General features: G+C 69.0%; 17 protein-coding genes. 11 read left to right on the top strand and 6 right to left on the bottom strand.

The features are described from left to right. Window positions 1-51 precede the first annotated feature (51 nt). The 5 genes from AC6CH2_RS05275 to AC6CH2_RS05255 all read left to right on the top strand — a co-directional run bounded on the left by AC6CH2_RS05275 (window position 52) and on the right by AC6CH2_RS05255 (window position 4881). Complete coding sequence (locus tag AC6CH2_RS05275) at window positions 52-1272, top strand: helix-turn-helix domain-containing protein (RefSeq protein ID WP_498268279.1); 1221 nt, start codon at window positions 52-54, stop codon at window positions 1270-1272. Between the two features lie 46 nt (window positions 1273-1318). Further along, window positions 1319-1996, top strand: coding sequence for a Vgb family protein (locus tag AC6CH2_RS05270; protein WP_498268278.1), 678 nt, complete (start codon window positions 1319-1321; stop codon window positions 1994-1996). Window positions 1997-2313: 317 nt separating this feature from the next. Beyond that, a complete protein-coding gene (locus AC6CH2_RS05265) occupies window positions 2314-3090 on the top strand; it encodes a DUF899 domain-containing protein (RefSeq protein ID WP_498268277.1) in 777 nt (258 codons plus the stop codon). 103 nt (window positions 3091-3193) lie between these two features. Continuing rightward, complete coding sequence (locus tag AC6CH2_RS05260) at window positions 3194-3817, top strand: hypothetical protein (RefSeq protein ID WP_498268276.1); 624 nt, start codon at window positions 3194-3196, stop codon at window positions 3815-3817. Window positions 3818-4062: 245 nt separating this feature from the next. Beyond that, a complete protein-coding gene (locus AC6CH2_RS05255) occupies window positions 4063-4881 on the top strand; it encodes a hypothetical protein (protein WP_498268275.1) in 819 nt (272 codons plus the stop codon). A gap of 405 nt (window positions 4882-5286) precedes the next feature. On the opposite strand, the gene AC6CH2_RS05250 is transcribed toward AC6CH2_RS05255, so the two are convergent. Further along, window positions 5287-5793 (bottom strand): hypothetical protein, encoded by a 507-nt coding sequence (locus AC6CH2_RS05250; protein WP_498268274.1) that lies wholly within the window; start codon window positions 5791-5793, stop codon window positions 5287-5289. Window positions 5794-6042: 249 nt separating this feature from the next. Between AC6CH2_RS05250 and AC6CH2_RS05245 the strand changes: the two genes are divergently transcribed. After that, on the top strand, window positions 6043-6606 hold the full coding sequence (locus AC6CH2_RS05245; RefSeq protein ID WP_498268273.1) for a hypothetical protein: 564 nt from the start codon (window positions 6043-6045) through the stop codon (window positions 6604-6606). A gap of 147 nt (window positions 6607-6753) precedes the next feature. Here the strand turns inward: AC6CH2_RS05245 and AC6CH2_RS05240 are convergent, their stop codons facing one another. The 3 genes from AC6CH2_RS05240 to AC6CH2_RS05230 all read right to left on the bottom strand — a co-directional run bounded on the left by AC6CH2_RS05240 (window position 6754) and on the right by AC6CH2_RS05230 (window position 11178). Then, complete coding sequence (locus AC6CH2_RS05240) at window positions 6754-7560, bottom strand: MipA/OmpV family protein (RefSeq protein ID WP_498268272.1); 807 nt, start codon at window positions 7558-7560, stop codon at window positions 6754-6756. 313 nt (window positions 7561-7873) lie between these two features. Beyond that, window positions 7874-8929, bottom strand: a complete 1056-nt coding sequence (glsA, locus tag AC6CH2_RS05235; RefSeq protein ID WP_498268271.1) for a glutaminase A — start codon at window positions 8927-8929, stop codon at window positions 7874-7876. Between the two features lie 254 nt (window positions 8930-9183). Further along, entirely contained in the window at window positions 9184-11178 is a 1995-nt protein-coding gene (locus AC6CH2_RS05230; RefSeq protein ID WP_498268270.1) for a sulfatase-like hydrolase/transferase, read from the bottom strand. A 999-nt stretch (window positions 11179-12177) separates the two neighbouring features. Between AC6CH2_RS05230 and AC6CH2_RS05225 the strand changes: the two genes are divergently transcribed. From AC6CH2_RS05225 to AC6CH2_RS05210, 4 genes are all read left to right on the top strand, one after another. Continuing rightward, window positions 12178-13320, top strand: a complete 1143-nt coding sequence (locus AC6CH2_RS05225) for a M23 family metallopeptidase (protein ID WP_498268269.1) — start codon at window positions 12178-12180, stop codon at window positions 13318-13320. A 107-nt stretch (window positions 13321-13427) separates the two neighbouring features. Then, a complete protein-coding gene (locus tag AC6CH2_RS05220) occupies window positions 13428-14258 on the top strand; it encodes a helix-turn-helix transcriptional regulator (RefSeq protein ID WP_498268268.1) in 831 nt (276 codons plus the stop codon). 94 nt (window positions 14259-14352) lie between these two features. Beyond that, a complete protein-coding gene (locus AC6CH2_RS05215; protein ID WP_435394563.1) occupies window positions 14353-14508 on the top strand; it encodes a hypothetical protein in 156 nt (51 codons plus the stop codon). 2 nt (window positions 14509-14510) lie between these two features. Then, window positions 14511-15377 (top strand): alpha/beta fold hydrolase, encoded by an 867-nt coding sequence (locus AC6CH2_RS05210; protein WP_498268267.1) that lies wholly within the window; start codon window positions 14511-14513, stop codon window positions 15375-15377. A gap of 78 nt (window positions 15378-15455) precedes the next feature. On the opposite strand, the gene bla is transcribed toward AC6CH2_RS05210, so the two are convergent. Next, complete coding sequence (gene bla, locus AC6CH2_RS05205) at window positions 15456-16352, bottom strand: class A beta-lactamase (protein ID WP_498268266.1); 897 nt, start codon at window positions 16350-16352, stop codon at window positions 15456-15458. Between the two features lie 276 nt (window positions 16353-16628). Here bla and AC6CH2_RS05200 point away from each other — a divergent pair, with 276 nt between their 5' ends. Next, window positions 16629-17552 carry a hypothetical protein gene (locus tag AC6CH2_RS05200; RefSeq protein ID WP_498268265.1) on the top strand — a complete coding sequence of 308 codons (924 nt, stop codon included), beginning with the start codon at window positions 16629-16631 and terminating at the stop codon, window positions 17550-17552. A gap of 110 nt (window positions 17553-17662) precedes the next feature. Here AC6CH2_RS05200 and AC6CH2_RS05195 read toward each other — a convergent pair whose 3' ends face one another. After that, a complete protein-coding gene (locus tag AC6CH2_RS05195; RefSeq protein ID WP_498268264.1) occupies window positions 17663-19213 on the bottom strand; it encodes an MFS transporter in 1551 nt (516 codons plus the stop codon). Window positions 19214-19478 lie beyond the last annotated feature (265 nt).

Below are 19478 nucleotides of genomic sequence, written 5' to 3'. Positions count from 1 at the left end.
GTTGCCGGCCCGGGGCAGGATGCCGGGACGCAGGCACGGTAGCCTAGGCCGATGGACTCCCTGATCGCCGCCTGCGCTCGTGCCCTCGCCGCCGGCGATGCGCTCGGTGCGCTCAAGCGGGTGGCGTTGCGCGAGGACCCGCCGGCGCTGGCGCTGCGCGGCATCGCCATGGCCCAGCTCGGGGAGCATCCGCGCGCGCGCGAACTGTTGCGGCGCGCGGTGCGCGGTTTCGGCCGGCATGAAGAACTGGCGCGGGCGCGCTGCGTCGTGGCCGAGGCCGAGGTGGCGCTGGCGATGCGCGATCTCGGCGGGACGCCGCGGGCCTTGATCGCCGCGGCGGCGACCCTGGAGGCGCGCGCCGATCGCGCCAATGCCTGGCAGGCGTGGTTGATCGCGGCGCGCCGTTGGCTGCTGCTCGGGCGGCTCGACGAGGCCGCGGCCGCGCTGGCCAGGCTCGACGCGCAGCCGCTGCCGCCGTCGCTGACGGCGATGGCCGAGCTGACCTCGGCCGAACTGTCGCTGCGTTCGCTGCACACCGAGGTCGCGCGCGCGGCGCTCGATCGCGCCCAGACGGCGGCCATTCGCGCCGGCGTGCCGGCCTTGCTGGCCGAGGTGACCGAGGCGAGGCGGGCACTGAATCGTCCTGCCGCGCGTCGGCTCGGCGTCGACGGCGAGCAAGCGCTGCGCCTCGACGAAGTCGCGGCGCTGTTGCAGTCGAACACGCTGGTGGTCGACGCCTGCCGCCGCGGCATCCGCGCCGGCGGCGCGTGGCGAGCGCTGACGCGGCGGCCGGTGTTGTTCGGCTTGGCGCTGGCGCTCGCCGAAGCCTGGCCGGGCGACATCGAGCGGGAAGTGTTGATCGAACGCGTATTCCATACCCGCCGTCCCGACGAGACTCACCGCGCGCGGCTGCGGGTCGAGATCGGCCGGCTGCGTTCGCTGATTCGCGGTTTTGCGCAGATCGAGGCGAGCGCGCGCGGCTTCGTGCTCAAGCCGCTGGAGGGACGCGACGTGGCGGTGCTGGCGCCGCCGATCGACGGCGAGCAGGCTTCGCTGCTGGCGCTGCTTTCGGACGGCGCGGCCTGGTCGACTTCGGCTTTGTCGCTGGCGTTGGCGGCGAGCCAGCGCACGGTCCAGCGCGCGCTCGCCGAGCTCGAAGCCGACGGGCGGGTGCGCTCGATCGGCCGCGCGCGGGCGCAGCGCTGGCTGGCGCCGCCGCTCGCCGGATTCACGACGATCTTGTTACTCCCCGCTGCGTTGCCGACTGAATAGAGTCGTTTCACGGCGCCGATCCGGGTTGCGCCACGAGGAGTCAGGCATGAGCAGCAAGACCCACCCAGACCATTCCAAGATCGCCACGCATACCGCCGAGATCGTGCGCGAATACGGCCCGTTCGGCGGTTCCGACCGCGTCGGCGGCGTGACCCACGACGGCCGCCGGGTGTGGGCGGCCACCGGGCGCAAACTGGTTGCATTCGACCCCGCGAGCGGCGAGCCGATGGATTCGCTCGACCTCGCCTGCGATGCCGGCACCGCCTTCGACGGCACCTATCTGTACCAGATCGCCGAAGCGCGCATCGACAAGATCGAGCCCGCCACCGGCAAGGTCGTCGCTTCGATTCCGGCGCCGGGCAACGGCGGCGATTCCGGGCTCACCTGGGCCGAAGGCAGCCTGTGGGTGGGGCAGTACCGCGATCGCAAGATCCATCAGGTCGATCCGCAAACCGGCGCGGTGATCCGCTCGATCGAGTCCAATCGTTTCGTCACCGGCGTGACCTGGGTCGACGGCGAGCTGTGGCACGCCACCTGGGAAGGCGACGACAGCGAACTCCGCCGCATCGATCCCGCCGACGGCACGGTGCTGGAGCGCCTGGAAATGCCGCCGGGCATCAACGTCAGCGGGCTCGAATCCGATGGCGCCGACCTGTTCTATTGCGGCGGCGGGGGCAGCGGAAAAGTCCGCGCGGTGCGCCGCCCGAGACGCGCCGCGGCCTGATCGCAGGCCCGATCGCGGACCAATCGCCCGTCCTCGTCACCGGCGGCGGATCGCGAAGCGGCATCGCCGGCTCGGCCGACCTTGAGCAGCGGACCGCGGCCGAGCCGGCGCTATGGCCGCCTCGCGCCGCGAATTCAGCGCTGCGAACGCAACAAACGAACGAACTCTACGAGACGAACTCTGCGAGCAGGGCGAACGCACGCCGCTGTCGACGGACGCTCTCGCCTCGATCACCGGGTACTGGATGCACCATCGCCTTACGGGCCGAGCGGTGCTTTGACCGAAAACCGATGGCTCTTCGAGCCTGGGAGCACAGCATGAACACTCTGACTGCCGAACTGAACGCCCTGCATCATCCCGTCGTGTCCAGGGACCGCTGGATAGCCGAACGCCTGAAATTGCTGGCGCGCGAAAAGGAACTGACCCGTCTCGGCGACGAGATCGCCAGCGCACGCCGCGCATTGCCCTGGGTGCGCATCGACAAGGACTATGTGTTCGATACCCTGCAAGGCCCGCGCCGACTGGCCGAACTGTTCGACGGCCGCCGCCAATTGCTGGTGCAGCACTTCATGTTCGCACCGGGTTGGGAGCAGGGCTGCAAGAGCTGCTCCTACATGGCCGATCACAACGACGGCGCCAACCCGCACCTGGCGCAACGCGATGTCACCCTGCTGGTGGTATCGCGCGCGCCACTGGCCGATATCGAACGTTTCCGCCAACGTATGGGCTGGCGTTTCAACTGGGTGTCGTCGCATGGCAGCGACTTCAACCGCGATTTCGGCATCAGTTTCTCCGCCGACGAAATCGCCCGCGGCGAAGTGCCCTACAACTACACCGTGCAGCCGTTCGCGCACGTGGAAGCGCCCGGCATCAGCGTGTTCTACCAGGACGAGGCGGGCGCGGTCTTCCACACTTATTCGCGATTCGGGCGCGGCGTGGAAGTGATGATGGGCGCGTATCCGCTGATCGATCTCACGCCCAAGGGCCGCAACGAAGACGCGTTGAGCTATCCGATGGAATGGGTGCGGCATCACGACCGCTACGAGCCGGCGACGACGCCGGCGACCGGCTCGTGCTGCCAGAACCACGACTGAGCCCGGTCCGACCGGGCTTGGCCCGAGCGAGCCTGGTCCCAGCGAGCCTCGGTCGGCTGGCCAAGTCCGCCGGGCAGGTCCGCTCCGCTTCGAGGAAGGCGCCATGACGAGTCTGTGGCCGTGGTTGGCGGTGGCCGGTCTCGGCGCTCTGCACGGGCTGAGCCCGGCGACCGGCTGGATGTTCGCCGTCGCTTGCGGCGTGCGCGACCGGACCCAGGTCTGGCGTGCGCTGCTGCCGATCGCGATCGGACACGTTCTGTCGATCGCGATCGTGGCCTATGCATTCGCGCAAGGTCTGCAGATGGAGCCCGGACAAGTGCAGGGCGTCGCCGGCGCCTTGCTGCTGGGCATGGCCGCATACCGATGCTTGCGCGGCGCCAGGCCGCCCGTAATGCAGCGCGCGAACGCCGGCCGCGCCGGCCTTACGCTGTGGTCGTTCCTGATGGCGAGCGCGCACGGCAGCGGCTTGATGTTGGTGCCGGCCTTGGTGCCGATGTGCCTGTCCGGCAGCCCGGCGCGTGAGATCACCGCGTCGGGCTCGTTGCTCCTGGCATTCGCCGCCGTCGCCGTGCATATGGCAGCGACCCTGGTCACCACCGGGGTAATCGCCGCGGCCGCATCGCGCGGCATCGCCGCGCAGGCCCACCGCCTGAGCGGCGTCGCGGCGAGCAGAGTATGGACCGCCGTGTTGGCCCTTACCGGCTTGGTGTTGATGGCATTGCGCTGACTGGATGCGCGCACCGCGCGCGTCGCCTCTGATGTAGCGGCCGTTGCGCCGCATCGATTTCACAGCGCGACGGAGCCGGCGTTCTACCGAGCGAGCCGGTGCCGTCGAACGACTCCGTATTCCAGTGCCTTGCGAGGGCACGGTGCGATGGCGGCCGCTTCGGACCGCTGCGCATCGCCAAAGCGATGCGTCCTGTGCGGCATCCGGTTTCGATCGCCGATTCCACGACCCGACAGGTAGCCATCATGAGCAGAATCGTCTACACCGGCGCGCCGAACAATCCGCGCTGGAGCACCAACCAGCCGATCTTCCTGGGCGCGCAGTATCAAGCCGGGCCGGTCGCGGTCCGGCAGATCGCCAACTTCGGCGCATCGGCCGTGGCCGCCATCCTCGGCCCCGACCTGATCATGCCGGGGCAGCAGGGCAACAACGTACCGAACGCGGTCGGTGCACCCTGGGACCAGTTGCTGGTCGGCGGGCCGGCGTTGACCTTCACCCAGGACAATACGAACACCTGGATCCGCGGTCACATGATCAACGGCCGTTGGGGCGGCCCCGGCAACACCTGGCAGAACCTGGTGCCGCTCACCACCGGAGCGAACGCCAACCATGCCACGGTCGAGGCCTACATGGACGCTTTCCTGGCCGCCAGCTACGCGTACGAAACCAGCGGCAACGGCCAGCACGATGCCTGGTACGGCCTGTACTACTGCGTGCAGAGCTCGGCGAATCCGTTCTCGGACGTCGCCACGACCAACAACCAGAACCTGTACTCGTACGCGCCCGAGTTCATCCGCATCCTCTGGCGCGCGGTGAGGATCCTGAAGCCGGTCAATGTATCGCCTGCGACGGCCGCGGCGAACATCGGCACCTATCCGACGAACGCGGTCGCGGCGTTTCCGCCGGGCTTCGTGGTGCCGCCGCTGCCGAATGCGATGAACGGCACGGCGACGCTGCCGCCCGGCAACGCCGCCGGCGGCGCGGTGCTCGGCGCGCTCCCGGGCAATTTCCCCGCCGCGCAGGCGAACGGATTCGATGGCGGCATCGAAGTCCACCAGAACTGAGCCCATCGGCGTGCGAAGGCGGCGATCGCTGCGTGCGCTGGCGATCCCGCACACGCAAAACCCGGCCGAATCGGGGCAGCGCATCCGATGCGATGCCATGCGATGCACCGCGGGCAAGGTTCCGTTCGCGCAGCAGGGGCTGCGATGGGGAGGCAGGAGCCGCCAAGCCAGCTCTGCCGAGACTGCTCTGCCGAGATTGATCTGCCGGGACGATCAGCCGAGACCGTCGCCGGGGCGGAGCGGGCGCGGACGGTCGACTCGGAGATGCTGCAGGTGGCAGCGCAACCCGAACGGCGCCGTGCCCCGCGAACGTTGGCAACGCGGAGCGCGGAAACCGGTAGCGCCGCGCAGGCCGTCTGCGATCGACGCCGGCGGCCCAGGCGCGGCGGCCCGTACCCGGTCCGCTCACTTCTTCTTTTTCTTCTTCGCCTTCGTCTTGCCCTTGGCGGCCTTGGCCTTCTTTTGCGCCGCCTGCTTGGCGCGCACGCTTTCGATCTCGGCCGGCAGCTCGCGCTGCAGCAGGGCGAGAAACTCGGTCACCGGCGGACTGTCGATCGGTTTGCCGTCGAGCGTCGTCGCGGTGACCCGGGTGGTGGTGCGCTTGATCGTGTCCGACAACAGTACCGACTTGGTAAGCGCCATGAACGCGACCCCGCGATAGCGCAGGCTGTACAGATCCAACATCTGCGCCCGGCCGTCGTATTCGACGCCCTGCGTACGGACTGCGATCTGGCCGAGCGCGTTCCAGGTATCGAGCTTGTCGGCCTCGATCAGGAACTCGCCGGGCGTGACGCTCGGCGGCAACGGCGCTTCGATCGGCAGGGTCTTCTCCGGCGCCCGTTGCTGCGGGCCGGTGCGGCAGCCGGCCAGCAGCAATGCGAGCAGGCACAGGCAGGCGAATTTTCTCGGCATGGCGCGGTTTCCATAGACGCAGGGATCTTGTTTACGCCGTTCCGCGTGAATGCGAAGACATTCGTGGGCAGGCCGGGCAGGGGCGATGCGAGCCTAATCTATCGGCGACCGCGGTGCCGCAGCGCGAACGGACGATGACGATCTCGAGGGCTGCGCGGCGCCTCGCCGGCGCAAGACTGGCTGTTATGATCCGCGCGGGGATGCGGGCGTTTGCAACGAGGATGCACGGGCGTGAGCCCGGCCTGCAGCATGGCCGCCCCGGCCGGGATTCCTCCAACGAGAGACGGTATGAGCAGGGATGTTCTGTTTTGTTTGATCTGGTTCGTTGCCGCCACGGTGTCCCCGTGCGCGTTGGCGCAGGACCTTACCGATGCCGAGGGCCCCGAGGCGGCCGCCGCCGAGTCGGCGCGGAACGCCGCGATCGCCGCGGCCGAAGCGGCCGTCGCCGCGTCTTACCCCAGCGTGCCCAAGTTGGACATCCGTTGGGACTGCGGCGAGTGCGAGCGCAACGACAAGGTGCCGCCGTTGATCGAGCAGGCCTACGCCGCGCAGGCGGCCGAACATTCGATGGGCGTGTCGAACACCGACGTGGCCGAGGTTGCGATCGTCGACATCCGTCAGCGTCCGCCCGGCGTGCGGGTGATGTTCGGCGTGATGGCCGGACGCGACCGGCTCGGGCTGCGGGTGCGGCACGGCGGCGAGGAGTTCGAGGTCTCCGACACTTCGGCCAACATCGTGATGGGCCTCAATCACCTCTCGGCTTCGGTCGGCGAGAGCGTGTTCAAGAAACTGGCGAAGATCGCGGACGAGTAAGTCGCGGGCGCGGACACCGGTCGCCGAGTTTAGATCCCGATTCCCGATTCCCGATTCCCGGAGCCGACTCTTGTGCGAAGGGCTCCGCAGGGAGCCCTTCCGGTCCGGCAGCATCCGGTAATCGGACGTTCCCGCAGCCGGACGCGCTCAGAAATTTCGCGACAGGCCCATGAATACGCTGCCGACGCCCTCGGTGCCGTCCTCGACCAGCGGGCTGTCCTGGATTTCGTCGGGCAGCACCTGATAGCTGAGGTTGGCGATGAATCGCCATTTTTTCGCGAAGGGCTTGGCGATCATGAGGCCGGCGTGCGGAATCGTGACGCTGCCGGGGCGGTAGCTGGCCACGCCGCGGGCGATTTCTTCGTCGAGCGTGCCGTAGTAATAATTGGCCAGGTCCTTGGACCAGACCGAGACGCCCACGCTGGGCGTGAACAGCATGCCGCCGGCCTGGAAGGGGTAGTTGTAGCTGACGTCGGCTTCGTAGCCGCCGCTCTTGTCGGCGATGTCGGCCTTCAGCGCCAGGGTGACTTCGCCCGCCGTGCCGCGCCAACTGGCCGCAAGGCCCGCATCGATGCTGTCGTCGCGGTCTTCGAGCAGGTCGCGGTCGATGCCGCGCTGCGCCAATGCCGCGGCGCCGAAGTCGTCGGCGTCCATCGCGTCGAGGCGGCCGGCGATGAAGCCGTCGAGGACGAAGCCGTCGCGCTTGAGCAAGTGGTAGCCGGCGTCGAGGCCGCGCCAGTAGAAACGTTCGCCTTCATAGCCGGCGAACGGGACCACCCGGCTGTGACTGCCTTCGCCGGCATAGATCTCGGTGCGGGCGCCGGCGGCGATGCCGACGCTCCAGCGCGAAGGCGGTACGTCGGCGCGTTCTTCGCCGTCTACCGGGGATACCTGGGCGTACAGTCCGAACGGAAGCAGCAGCACGAGCGACGAAGCGATCCGGGCGATGCGCATGCGAGAAGTCCTGGGAGGAGTGGGGAAGGGCGCGGCGCGACAGGCCGAGCGCCGAGACCGTAGCGGCCCGGGGTTAAGACTTGTTTAAGCGCGTGCCTGGAGACGGCGCAGTGCGGTGGCGCGCAGGTGTCGCTGGCTGCGTGCCGCCGCTGGCGCCGAGCGCGCGAGGTTGTGCTGCCGATCGGCGCCATCGGTGCTCGCGGTCGTCCAGATGCGGGGCCCGGTCGATGACGGGTCAGGCCGGAGCGAAGCGTGGGGGCCGGGCGGGATCCGGCGCGGCGGTGGCCGCGCCGAGTGTCCGACGTTCGCGTGCTCAGTGCCCGGTTTCGAAGACGCCGGCACCGATCAGGTCGCGGACGATCGATTCGATGGCCTGCTGGCCCTTGACCGAGTTGCCGGCGGCGTCGAGCGGCGGGGCGAAGGTGGCGATGGCGAACTTGCCCGGAGCGACCGCGACGATGCCGCCGCCGACGCCGGACTTGGCCGGCAGGCCGACGTTCCAGGCCCACGCGCCGCTGGTTTCGTACAGGCCGGTGGTGGCCATCACTGCGAGCGTCCGCTCGGCGGTGTCGGCGCCGACGATGCGCTTGCCGCTGACCGGGTTGCGACCGCCGCTGGCGAGGGTCGCGCCCATTACTGCGAGGTCCTGGGCGGTGACGTTGATCGAGCACTGGCGGGTGTAGAGGTCGAGTGCGACTTCCGGGTCGCCGTCGAGCGTGCCGTAGCCCTTGAGCAGGCGCGCGATCGCGCGGTTGTGTTCGTTGCTGCTGGCTTCGGATTGATAGACGACGTCGTTGAGGCTGAGCTGGCGGCCGGCGTAGTCGTTCATCAGTTGCGAGATCGTCGCCCAGCGCGCCGCCGGTTCGGCCGGTTCGATCCAACTGTCGACGGCGATCGCGCCGGCGTTGACCAGCGGGTTCATCGCCGGCTTGGTCTGGGCGTGGGTTTCCAAAGCCAGGATGGAATTGAACGGCATGCCGGTCTGGTTGACGCCGATCTTGTCTTCGAGCCACTGCTCGCCTTTCTTCTCGATCACCCACGAGGCAGCGAAGGGCTTGGACACCGATTCGATCGCGAACTCGACGCCGGCGTCGCCGATCGTATAGACCTTGCCTTCCACCGTGACCACGGCGATGCCGAACAGGCCCGAAGGCACCTCGGCCAGGGCCGGAATGTAGTCGGCGTTCTTGCCTGCGGTGTTGTCCTTGGCCGCCGCATAGGCCTTGTCGACCGCGGCCTTGATCCGCGCCTGCGAGGGGATATCGCTCGCCGCCTGCGCCGACCACGGCGCGGTCAGCAGGGCCAGCGCGCAGACGAGCGCGGTACGGGTGCGGCGGGCGCGCGTGGCGGGACGGACGTAAGCGGTCATGCGGCTTCCTAGGGTTGAACGAGGCACGCGGCAACCCGGAGCCGGCGGCTCGGTCGGTGCCTGGGCGGTGCGGAACGATGCGCCTCGCGCGGGCGGGCACGAACCCGGGCCGCACGGGCTCGGCACAGGGTAGTCGAAGCGGGCGGCGCTGGTGGGCTCGGATGCGGCCGCAGCGCGGCCGCGCTGAGCCGGGGCGGCGGCAGCGCCCGACCCGGCGCATCGGGTCGGAGCGTTGTCGGCAGGTCGGCTCGCGTCTAGGCGACCGCCGCGGCCACGCCGTCCTGCTCCGGCGTCGACAGCATTTCCTTCTCGTAGCGCTGCATCAGCCGGTACAGGCGTTCGGCGGTGTCGACGATTCGCGCATCGGTGTAGTGCGGCGGCAGCAGCGGAATCGGGGTCGGAAAACTGGCGTCGGTGACCAGCAGGTTGGTCAGCTCGCAGCCGTCGTGCTCAAGATCGTAAAGCTCCCACTGGTCGGCTTCGACGCCGCTCGGGTCCCAGTAGCGCGCCAACTTCCATTCGCCCGAACGCACGCAGCGCACATGGTTGGGCTGGCGCACCGGGCCCGGCGCGAGCCGCGGCACCGGGCCGTTGTAGGGCAGCGGGCTGCTGCCGTCGCGCACCACCTCGACCATTTCGAGGAAGGTCTTGAACTCGCGGTCGGAATGCAACTGATGCGGATCGAGGTGGCCGCGCAGGCGCTCGGTGATCTCGTCGTCGGTGGCGAACAGGATACCTTCGCGTGGACGGCCGTCGGGGCCCTTCGGCACGGTTTCGCGGCCGTGGATCACCGGGCTCAGGTCGACGCCGGGGAACGGCGGCACCGGCCGGGTCTGGCGCAGGCTGTCGCGGATCTGCGCGACTTCCTGTTCGCCCACGCCGGCCAGGCCGAGCAGGGTCGGCACGATGTCGACGTGGCTGGTCAGCGCATCGATCTGGCGCATGTCGGGCTGTGCATTGACCCGCGGCGAGTGGATCACCACCGGCACGTGCAGGGCCTCCTGATAGGCGGTATGCCACTTCTCGATCATGTACCCGTGCGCGGCGCCGTACTCGCCGTGGTCGGCCAGGAACACGACGATGGTGTTGTCGCGCTGCCCGGATTCGTCGAGCGCGTCGAGCACCCGCTTGATGTGGCCGTCGACCAGGTGCTGCAGCCAGGCGTAGTACTGGACGAAGCGCAACGCGGCCTGCTCGGGATCGCGGGTCAGCTGGAACGGAATTCCGGCGGCGAGCGCAGCGTTGACAGCGTCGAGGCCGGCCTGGTCCTGCGCCGCCAGCCCGCTCTTGGACGCCAGTGCGAGCCCCATCTTGTAGGCGTAGTCGAACTGGCAACTCGGCTTGTTGAGCAGGGCCTCGTCCAAGCTCGGCGGCAGCTTCGCATTGTCCTGCGGAAACCCGCGCGGATTGAGTTCCAACTGCAGGCTGCCGGCGGTCGGCGGATTGCTGCGCGTGCCTTGCGCGGGCACCGGCAGCGGACCGAGCGGCGGCGCGTTCGGGTCGAGCCCGCGCGGCAAACCCGGGTAGGTCGCGATGTCGTGCGGATTGGCGAACGAAGCGACCGCGAGCCAAGGCCTGGGCTCGGTGCTTGGGTCGGGCGAGAGCGGATGGCTCTGATCGTGCTGCGCGAGCCTGCGGTTGTACGGCAGGCCCAGGCCCTGGCTGCGCAGGAAGCCGCAGACCAGGTCGCAAAAGCCGATGTCGCGGTAAGCGCCGAGGTTGTTGATGCTCGAGCCGTGCGGCTCCGGCCAGGACAGCTCCCAGTCGTCGAACCCGTACTCCTGCAGGCTGTGGCCGGGCGGATTGCTGACGTGCCATTTGCCGAAATAATGGGTCTTGTAGCCGGCGCCGCGGAACCAGTGGCCGAGAGTCGGAATGCCGTCGGCGGCAAGCCACGGAAACGCCGCGGCATCGCCGTTCTTGAACAGGCCATCGGTCTGGGTCACGCCGGTGCGGGCGCCGTATTGGCCGGTCATCAAGGCGGTGCGGCTGGGAATGCAGGCCGAGGAGGCGATAGTGTGGCGACGCAGCACCACCGAGTGCCGGCGCAGCGACCACAGCCCGGGGAAGAACTCGCGATAGGCGTTGTCGGCTTCGGGCTCGCCCTGGAAACCGACGATCTCCTTCAGGCCGGGCGCGAAGCCGCCGTTAGGGCCATAGGCGAAACGCGGAAAGCGCAGTTGGTCGACCAGGATGACGAGCAGATTCGGCGGGGTAGGCGGGCCGGGCGGAGTGGGCGTGTCGGGCATGACGTCCTCGTGGCGCTTGCGCATGCGGAAGGGACGCCCGGGCCGGGTCGATACGAGCGGTCGCGCTGCGGCGACATAAGCAACACACGCAGCTCGCGGTCGGCGGCGGCCATCGCGCATCGCATCGCCCCCACGGAGTGAGGCGCCGGTCACAACATCCCGGCTTCGGCGGGCTTGCTCGTTGCGGGGATGCGACACGGTCTGTGAGGGGCAGCCTCGTGGCGTTTTTGGTGCCCTCTGTAGGAGCGGCGCAAGCCGCGACCACGGGATGGACAGAAGCGGCAGCGCCGACGCTGCTCATCGAAGCCGCGTGCTTTCGCGAGGGTAGCAGCGGCGCAAGCTGCGACCGCGCTGTCTCCGGTCGCCGCGTCACCGGCCGTGAGGCGGTGAAGCCACAGCAATAGCAAAGCTTCCGCCCCCTAAAGGGTGCGGGTAACTTTCTCGTCCAAAGCAACAAAGAAAGTCGCCAAAGAAAAGTGCTTCTTCTTGCAAGGGCATAAGCCCGCGCGATCGAAGCCGACGCAGGGAGGCTCCAGACAGGCGATCCCTGGCCTGCTTGCGCACCGCCCGCCTCCCTGCGGGCCGCCCTACGGGTCAGCTTTCGACCGGCAAAGCGACAAAGCAAATCAAAATTCACGGCAACGGCAACGGCAACGGCAACGGCAACGGAACGTTGGGCACCGCGGCATGCTCTTGGGTAGGAGCGGCGCAAGCCGCGACCGCGAACCGCGGCCTGCTGCGCAAGCGATGGTGACGAGGTGAATGCGGCCGGCGATGCGCACTCCCGGCCGTGGCCATCGCCCTCCGCGAACATACCCGATACAAATCTAGGTCGAGAGTCATGCCCATGCGGGCCGATCCGGCATGGGATGATGCCGCCACGCGACACGACGGATGCGGGACAGCTACCTGCGTCGCGGCTTCGACTACGGCGCCCGTATCGTCAGGCCACCGCCTGCGCGAGCGCCACCGCTCCGGCTTTCGACAGGATTCCCCGCGATGTTGCGACCGCTCGCCCTTTGCCTTGCGCTGTCTTCCCTGCTCGCGTTGCCGGCGGCCGCGCGCGCCGCGGACGCGAGCCTGGTCGATTCCTTCGACCTCACGGTGCCGCAGGCGCCGACGCCGGTGACGCAGGACGGCCGGCAGCGGCTGTATTACGAACTGCACCTGACCAGTTTCAACGAGGCCGAACTGGCGGTGGACGAACTGCGGGTGATCGACGACGCCAGCGGCGCGCTGATCCAGCGTTTCGCCGGCAAGGACCTGGCCGCGCGCTCCCGCGTCGTCGGCCGGCCCGGCGCCAGCCTCGCCGCCTTGCGGCCGGGCGAGCGCGGCGTGGTCTATCTCGAACTCGACGTCGGCACCCGCGCGCCGCGCAAGCTGCGGCATGCGCTGGGGTTCCGCAGGCTTGCGGCGGAGGCGGCGAATTCGGTCGAGGGCGCGCGCGTCGAGGTCGGCGAGCCGGCCCCGGTACTGCTCGGGCCGCCGTTGCGCGGCGGGCCCTGGGTCGCGATCCACTCGCCCGACTGGCCGCGCGGCCATCGCCGCGTGTTCTACACCATGGACGGACGCGCGCGCCTGCCGGGCCGGCACGCGATCGACTGGGTGAAGGTCGACCCGTCCGGAAAAACCGTCAACGGCGATCCGGAGCTGGTGGCGAGCAGCCTGGGCTACGGCGCCGAGGTGCTCGCGGTCGCCGACGCGCGGGTCGCGGCGGTGCGCGACGATGCGGTCGAGACCGCGCGCGTGGCCGACAACCCCAAGCACGACTTCGACGAGGCGCCCGGCAACTACGTGGTGCTGGCGCTCGCCGACGGCCGCTACGTCGCCTACGAACACTTGCAGCCGGGCAGCCTCAAGGTGCGCGTGGGCGACCCGGTGCGCCGCGGCCAGACCATCGCCGCGCTCGGTTTCACCGGCGACTCGACCGGCCCGCATCTGCATTTCCACGTCGCCGACGGCACCAAGCCCTTGTCGTCGGAAGGCTTGCCCTACGGCCTGACCGGCTTCCGCCTGCTCGGGCGTTACGAAAGCCTCGACCGGCTCGGCAAGGCGCCCTGGCAGCCGCTCGCCGAAGGCGTCGCCGCCGAGCGCAAGGGCGAGCAGCCGGGCTCGAACACGGTGCTCGAATTCCCGCGTTGAAGCCTGTTCCCCCGTCGCGGGCGGTATCCTGACCGGCCTCGATCGGCGCCGGGCATCGCAAAGTCGGCGCGTCGATCGTTCCCAGGCGGGACCGCGACCAGGCAGGCATGTCCGAATTCACCGTAGCGCCGCTGTTGCAGACGCCGACCGTCGCGGTCTGGGACCTGTGCTGTCCCGGCAGCGGCGAGCATGCGCATGCCGAAGCCTGCGCGGGCGCGACTCACCTGATGTTTCCCTACCGCGGCCTGTACGTACGCCAGGTCGGCGAGGATGCCGCGGTGGCCGAGGCCGGGCAGGTGTTGTTCTTCAACGCCGGCGAAGCCGGGCGCATCGCCCATCCGGTGCCCGGCGGCGACGCCAGTCTGGCGGTGTGGGTCGAGGAGGACATGCTGCGCGAACTCGCGCCGCCGGCGTTGTTGCGAGAAGGCGCCGCGCTGGCGTTCCGGCAGCCGCGCCTACGCATCGACCCGCGTGCGCAGGCGCTGGTGGCGCTGCTGCGCCACAGCCTGCGCGAGGACATCGCCGAGTCGCTGGAGGCCGAAAGCCTGGCCCTGACCCTGGTCCAGCGCTCGCTCGGGCCGCGCACCTCGCACGCGGCCGGCGCCAGCCTCGGGCGGCAGCGCCTGGTCGACCGCACCAAGCTGGTTCTCGCCAGCGATCTGTCGCGGCGCTGGGCGCTGGACGAGATCGCCGCCGAGGTCAGGGTGTCGCCGGTGTATCTGACCCAAGTGTTCAAACAGGTCGAGGGCTTGCCGCTGTACCGCTATCAGCTGCGCCTGCGGCTGGCGCGCGCGCTGGACCTGCTGGCGCAGTACGACGATCTGACCCAGCTCAGCCTGGAACTGGGATTCTCCAGCCACAGCCATTTCAGCGCGGCCTTCCAGCAGGCCTACGGCCGCAGCCCGACCGAATTCCGCCAGTCGGCCCTGCAGCGCTAGCCGGCAGCGACTCGCTAAAGATTCTGACAGCGGTCCCGCGGCGCCGATGGCCTACTGACATCGCCCGGCGTTCGGGCGATTCGGAGAAGCTGTCATGACGGAAAAAACCTGCGCGGCCTGCGACTGCCCGCTCGACGAGAACACCTATCAGGTCAAGATCGGCGGCAAGGCGGTGGAAGTCTGCTGCGACGATTGCGCACGCAAGCTCAAGGAGGCCTACGGCTCCGCCGCTGCGCCGGGTCAGGGCTGAACATGGACGGCAATCTTTCCTGCCCCACCCAGGCCAGCGTGCAGACGCCGTCGGGCCGCATCGCCTACCGCGAACAAGGCAGCGGGCCGGTCGCGCTGTTCGTCCACGGCGTGTTGCTCAACGGACACCTTTGGCGGCACCAGCTCGCGCATCTGTCCGACCTGCGCCGTTGCGTCGCCGTCGACCTGCTGGCGCACGGCGACACCGAGATCGCGCCCGACCAGGACGTGTCGGTCACCGCCAATGCGCGGATGCTTGCCGAATTCCTCGACGCCCTCGGCATCGACCAGGTCGACCTGGTCGGCAACGACAGCGGCGGCGGCATCGCCCAGATCTTCGCCGCCCTGCATCCGCAGCGCGTGCGCAGCTTCGCCCTGACCAACTGCGATACGCACGACAACTGGCCGCCGGAAGCGTTCAAGCCATTCCTGGCGATGGCGGCCGGCGGCGGACTCGGCGATGCGCTCCGGGCCATGCTTGCCGACAAGAGCGTCTACCGTTCGCCGCAGGCATTGGGCTTGGCCTATGAAGACCCGCAGTCGCTGTCGGACGAGAGCATCGAGACCTATCTGCGGCCCTTGCTGCGCAGCGAGCAGCGCACCCGCGATCTGCAGCGTTTCCTGGCCGCGTTCGATAACGCGCACACGCTCGCCATCGAGCGCGAGCTCAGGCGTCTGCAGGCGCCGACCCTGATCGCCTGGGGCACCGACGACGTGTTCTTCCCGACCCGCTGGTCGCAGTGGCTGGCCGATGCGATACCCGGCACCCGCAAGCGCGTGGAGTTCGAAGGCGCGCGGATCTTCTTCCCGGAAGAGCGTTGGGCCGAGTTCAACGACGAACTGCGCGCGCATTGGCAGGCCAGCGCCTGAGGACGTATGGCTCCGCATCGCCCGCCGCCGCGCCGGGTGGCGCGGCGGCGGGCGGAGTTTTATCGCTCGGGTGAAGGTCTACTTCGACTCGACCGGGCCAAACAGAAGTCGCGCGACCGAGGCATGGATCGCATCGCGTCCGGCGCCGTCGAGGGTCGAGCCGGTCAGATAGCAGGTGAGCAGGATCGGCGCGCGCTCCGGCAGCCAGACGATCGCCAGGTCGTTGCTGGTGGTGTCGGCGGTGCCGGTCTTGTCGCCGACCCGCGCGCCCTTCGGTACGCCGGCGCGCAGTCGCTTGTCGCCGGTACGGTTGGCGACCAGCCAGGCGGTGAGCTGGCGCTGCGAAGCCGGCTTGAGGCCGTCGTGCAGCAACAGCTTGCGCATCGTCGCGACCATCGCCAACGGCGAGGTGGTGTCGCGCGGGTCGCCGGGGATGGCGCTGTTGAGTTCCGGCTCCTTTCGGTCCAGGCGCGTGGTCGGGTCGCCGATGCCGCGCAGGAAGGCGGTCAGGCCGGCGGGGCCGCCGACCAGCGGCAGCAACAGATTCGCCGCGGTATTGTCGCTCAGCGTCATCGTCGCCTCGCACAACTGGGCGACGCTGGCGCTGGAACCGGCCAACGGCTCGGTCATCGGCGAATAGGCGACCAGGTCGCTCTTGGCGATGGCTATCTTCTTCTGCAGATCCAACTTGCCGCGCTCGACCTCGCGCAGCACCGCCGCGGCGAGCAGAAACTTGAAGGTGCTGCACATCGGGAAGCGCTCGCGGCCGCGCCAGTCGAACTGCCGGCCGCTGCCGGTGTCGAGCATGGCGACGCCGAGGCGGCCGCCGCTGTTCTTTTCCAATGCGCGCAACTGCGCGCTCCAACGGCTGGTGGGCGCGGCGACCGCGGTCGCGGCGAATGCGTTCAGATGAGGGCCGAGGCCGGCGGTCAGCAGCAAGCCGCTGGCGCAGTGCAGGAAGTCGCGTCGATGCATGGGGGTCTCCTGTGGGTCACTGATTATTGAAAGCGCGGAGCCTGCCGACAAACGAAGTTTTCTAAGGGCTGCTACAAGATTTTCTTGCGGCGGCGTGGCGCCGTGGTGAGCGTGTGGATATGCGGCCAGTTCATATCGCGCGGCGAGACCGGGCTGGGTGGCTGCGGCTAGCGCCGGTCCTGACCCGGCGAGGGACCGGCGTGGCGCGTCGCCCCGTTCATGCAACCGGCCGCGCATCGGTCGTATCTACAACCGCTGGCACCGGAACCCGTTCGCATGAGCCCCTACGCCCAACCCATCCTCATTGCCTCCCTGGCCACCACGATCGCCGCTCCGATCCTGCTGGGACTGATCGGCCTGTGGCGCAGCCGCACCGCGACCTCGAGCGAGCCAGCAAGTCCGGCCGGCCCCTGGCGCTGGCAGCGCACGCTGCACTCCGGCCTGTTGTACGCACTGTGCTTCAGCCTGATCTTCTTCATCCAGGAACTGTTCCTGGTAGTGCCCAAGGCATTGACGCCCGGGTTGCGCGCGACGCTGTACCACAACAATCACAATTGGACCGGCGACAATCCCCTGGCGCATCTGTTTCAGGGCACCGGCGCCTTGGCGATCGCGCTGACCGCGCTGGGCTTCGTCGTCTGGCTCAGGTCGCGCCCGCCGCGCACGGCCACCTGGCGTTTGTTCGCGATCTGGATGGCCTTCCACGGTTTCTTCCAGTCGCTGCCGCAGATCGTGGTCGGCGCGGTACTGCCGCAGAACGACGTCGGCATGGCCTTCGGTTATCTGCAGCTGACCGACGCCAGCAAATTCGTCGCCGGCCTGATCGCACTGGTGGTCATCGCCGCCATCGCGATCCGCTTCGTCGCGCCCCTGCTGGCCCTGGCGCAGGACCCGGCCGAAATCGCCACCCCCGGGCGGCGCAGCGGCTTCATCTTCCGCATCGCCACTTTGCCGGCGTTGCTCGCCTTGCCGTTGATCATCGCGATGCGCGTGCCCGGCAGCGTCGATCAGGTCGCGATCGTGCCGGTTGCCGAGTTCGTGATCGGTTTGTTCTGGATCCAGGCCGGCGCCTGGTGCGCGAGCTACCGCCTGCATGAGACCGTGACGGCGCCGCGTTCGTCGTGGGGGCCGCTGATCGCGGTAGCGGCGTTGCTGTTGATCTTCCAGACGGTGCTGCGGCCGGGCATCGCGTTCTTCTAATGCCGCGGCCGCGCTCGCTGGTTAGGGCATGCAGCGGCCGGCTTCGCTAGTTGGCGCCCGCAACGGCGGCTTCACCGGGTAGTGCCTCGCAACGGCCGGCTTCGTCCGGCCTAGCCCCCGCAGGCCTCGGCCGGCGTCGCCGATGCGCCGGCCGTGCGCAGCGGCGCGAACAGGAAGAAACTCAGCACGGCGAGCACGCACACGCCGAGGCCGCCGTACCACAGCACCCAGCCGAAGCCGTGCACGAGGGCCTCGCGCGCCACCGTCTGTGCATCGCCCGACAGCGCCAGGCCGCCGGGCAGCGCGCCGACATCGCCGGCCGCGACGCGTCCGGCCAAGCTGCGCAGCTGCGTTCCGGCGAGCCCCGAACCATAGGCCGAACGCAGATGCGCGGCGATGCCGGCGACCAGGATCGAGCCCATCAGCGCGATGTTGATCGCCAGGGTGATCAGGCGTGCGCTCATGTCGATGCCCGAGGCCATGCCGGTGCGCGAGGCCGGCACCGAGGCGGTGGTGGTATTGCTGACCGGCGTATTGGTCAGGCCGAGACCGCAGCCGGCCAACAACGCGCCCGGCAGCATCGTCATCCAGCTCGCGCCGGCCACCGCGCTGCCGTAACGCATCGCGATGAAGCCCAGGCCGATCGCCAATAGTCCCAGCGGAATGATCCAGGCCGGCCGATAACGTGCCGACCAGCGTTCGGCCAGCGGCGGCATCGCCAGGGTCGGCAGGGTGTAGGCGAGCAAAGCCAGACCGGCGGCGACCGCGTCGTAGCCCAGCGCGCTCTGGAAGTAGATCGGCAGATAGATCATCAACGGCCAGAAGCTGAAGTTCATTCCGACCGAGCCCATGATCGCGCCGGAAAATTCGCGGATGCGGAACACGCCGAAATCGAACATCGGATGCGGGTGGCGCCTTTCCACCCACACGAACGCGATCAGGCTCGCTGCGGCGAACGCGAGCACGCCCAGCAGGCTCGCATCGGCGTAGCCCGCTTCCGGCGCCTGGGTGATGTAGTAGGTCAGCGCCAACACGCCCAGCGACAGGGTCGACAGGCCGCCGAGGTCCAGCCGATGCGACTGCGCCTCGCGCGATTCCTGCGCGCCGGCGGCGACCAGCGACCAGGTCAGCAGCGCCAGCGGCGCGTGCACCAGGAACACCCAGTGCCAGTTCGACAGCGCGACGATCGCGCCGCCGATGATCGGGCCGAAGCCCAGGCCGAAGCCGAACACGATGCCGAACACCGCGAATGCGCGGCTGCGTTCGCGGCCTTCGCGAAACTGGTGCGAGAGAATCGCGAACTGGCTGGTCAGCATGGCGCCGCCGGCCAGTCCCTGCAGGAAGCGTCCGCCGATCAGCACCGGCATGCTCTGGGCGAGGCCGCACAGCAGCGAGGTCAGGCCGAACGCGATCACGCTGATCACGAACACCCGCCGGCGCCCATAACGGTCGGCGAGAGTGCCGGCGGCCATCAACACGGTGGTGCAGGCGAGGGTGTAGGCGTTCATCACCCACTGCATGTCGCGCAGGTCGCCGTGCAACTGGTGTTCCAAGGTCGGCAGGATCACCGGCACGCTGGAGATTTCCAGGCCGAACATCAACGCGGCCAGGCTGATCGCGGCGAGGGCGAGACGGTTCCTGGCGGAGGGGGACAGGTTCATGGCGGCAGACTCACGACGGCGACGTGCTCGAAGATGGAAAGGAGAGACGATCGGAAGCGAATCGCGGCGTCGAGACTTCGGCGCGAGCGGATCCGCCGCGATGCCGCGCAGGCGTCGCGTGATCGTCGATGGGTGCGCAGGTGCGACAGCGCCTGTTTCGCGGCGATCGCAGGCATCGGGCTCAGCGCCGGCGGTCTCCCGCGATCGCTTGGCCGGATGCGATGGCGACCATTCTGGTCAAGCCGGACTCATGATGGAAATGATT

The organism is Lysobacter sp. GQ73 (assembly GCF_059758755.1).
This window is presented reverse-complemented; position numbering and strand designations above follow the sequence as displayed.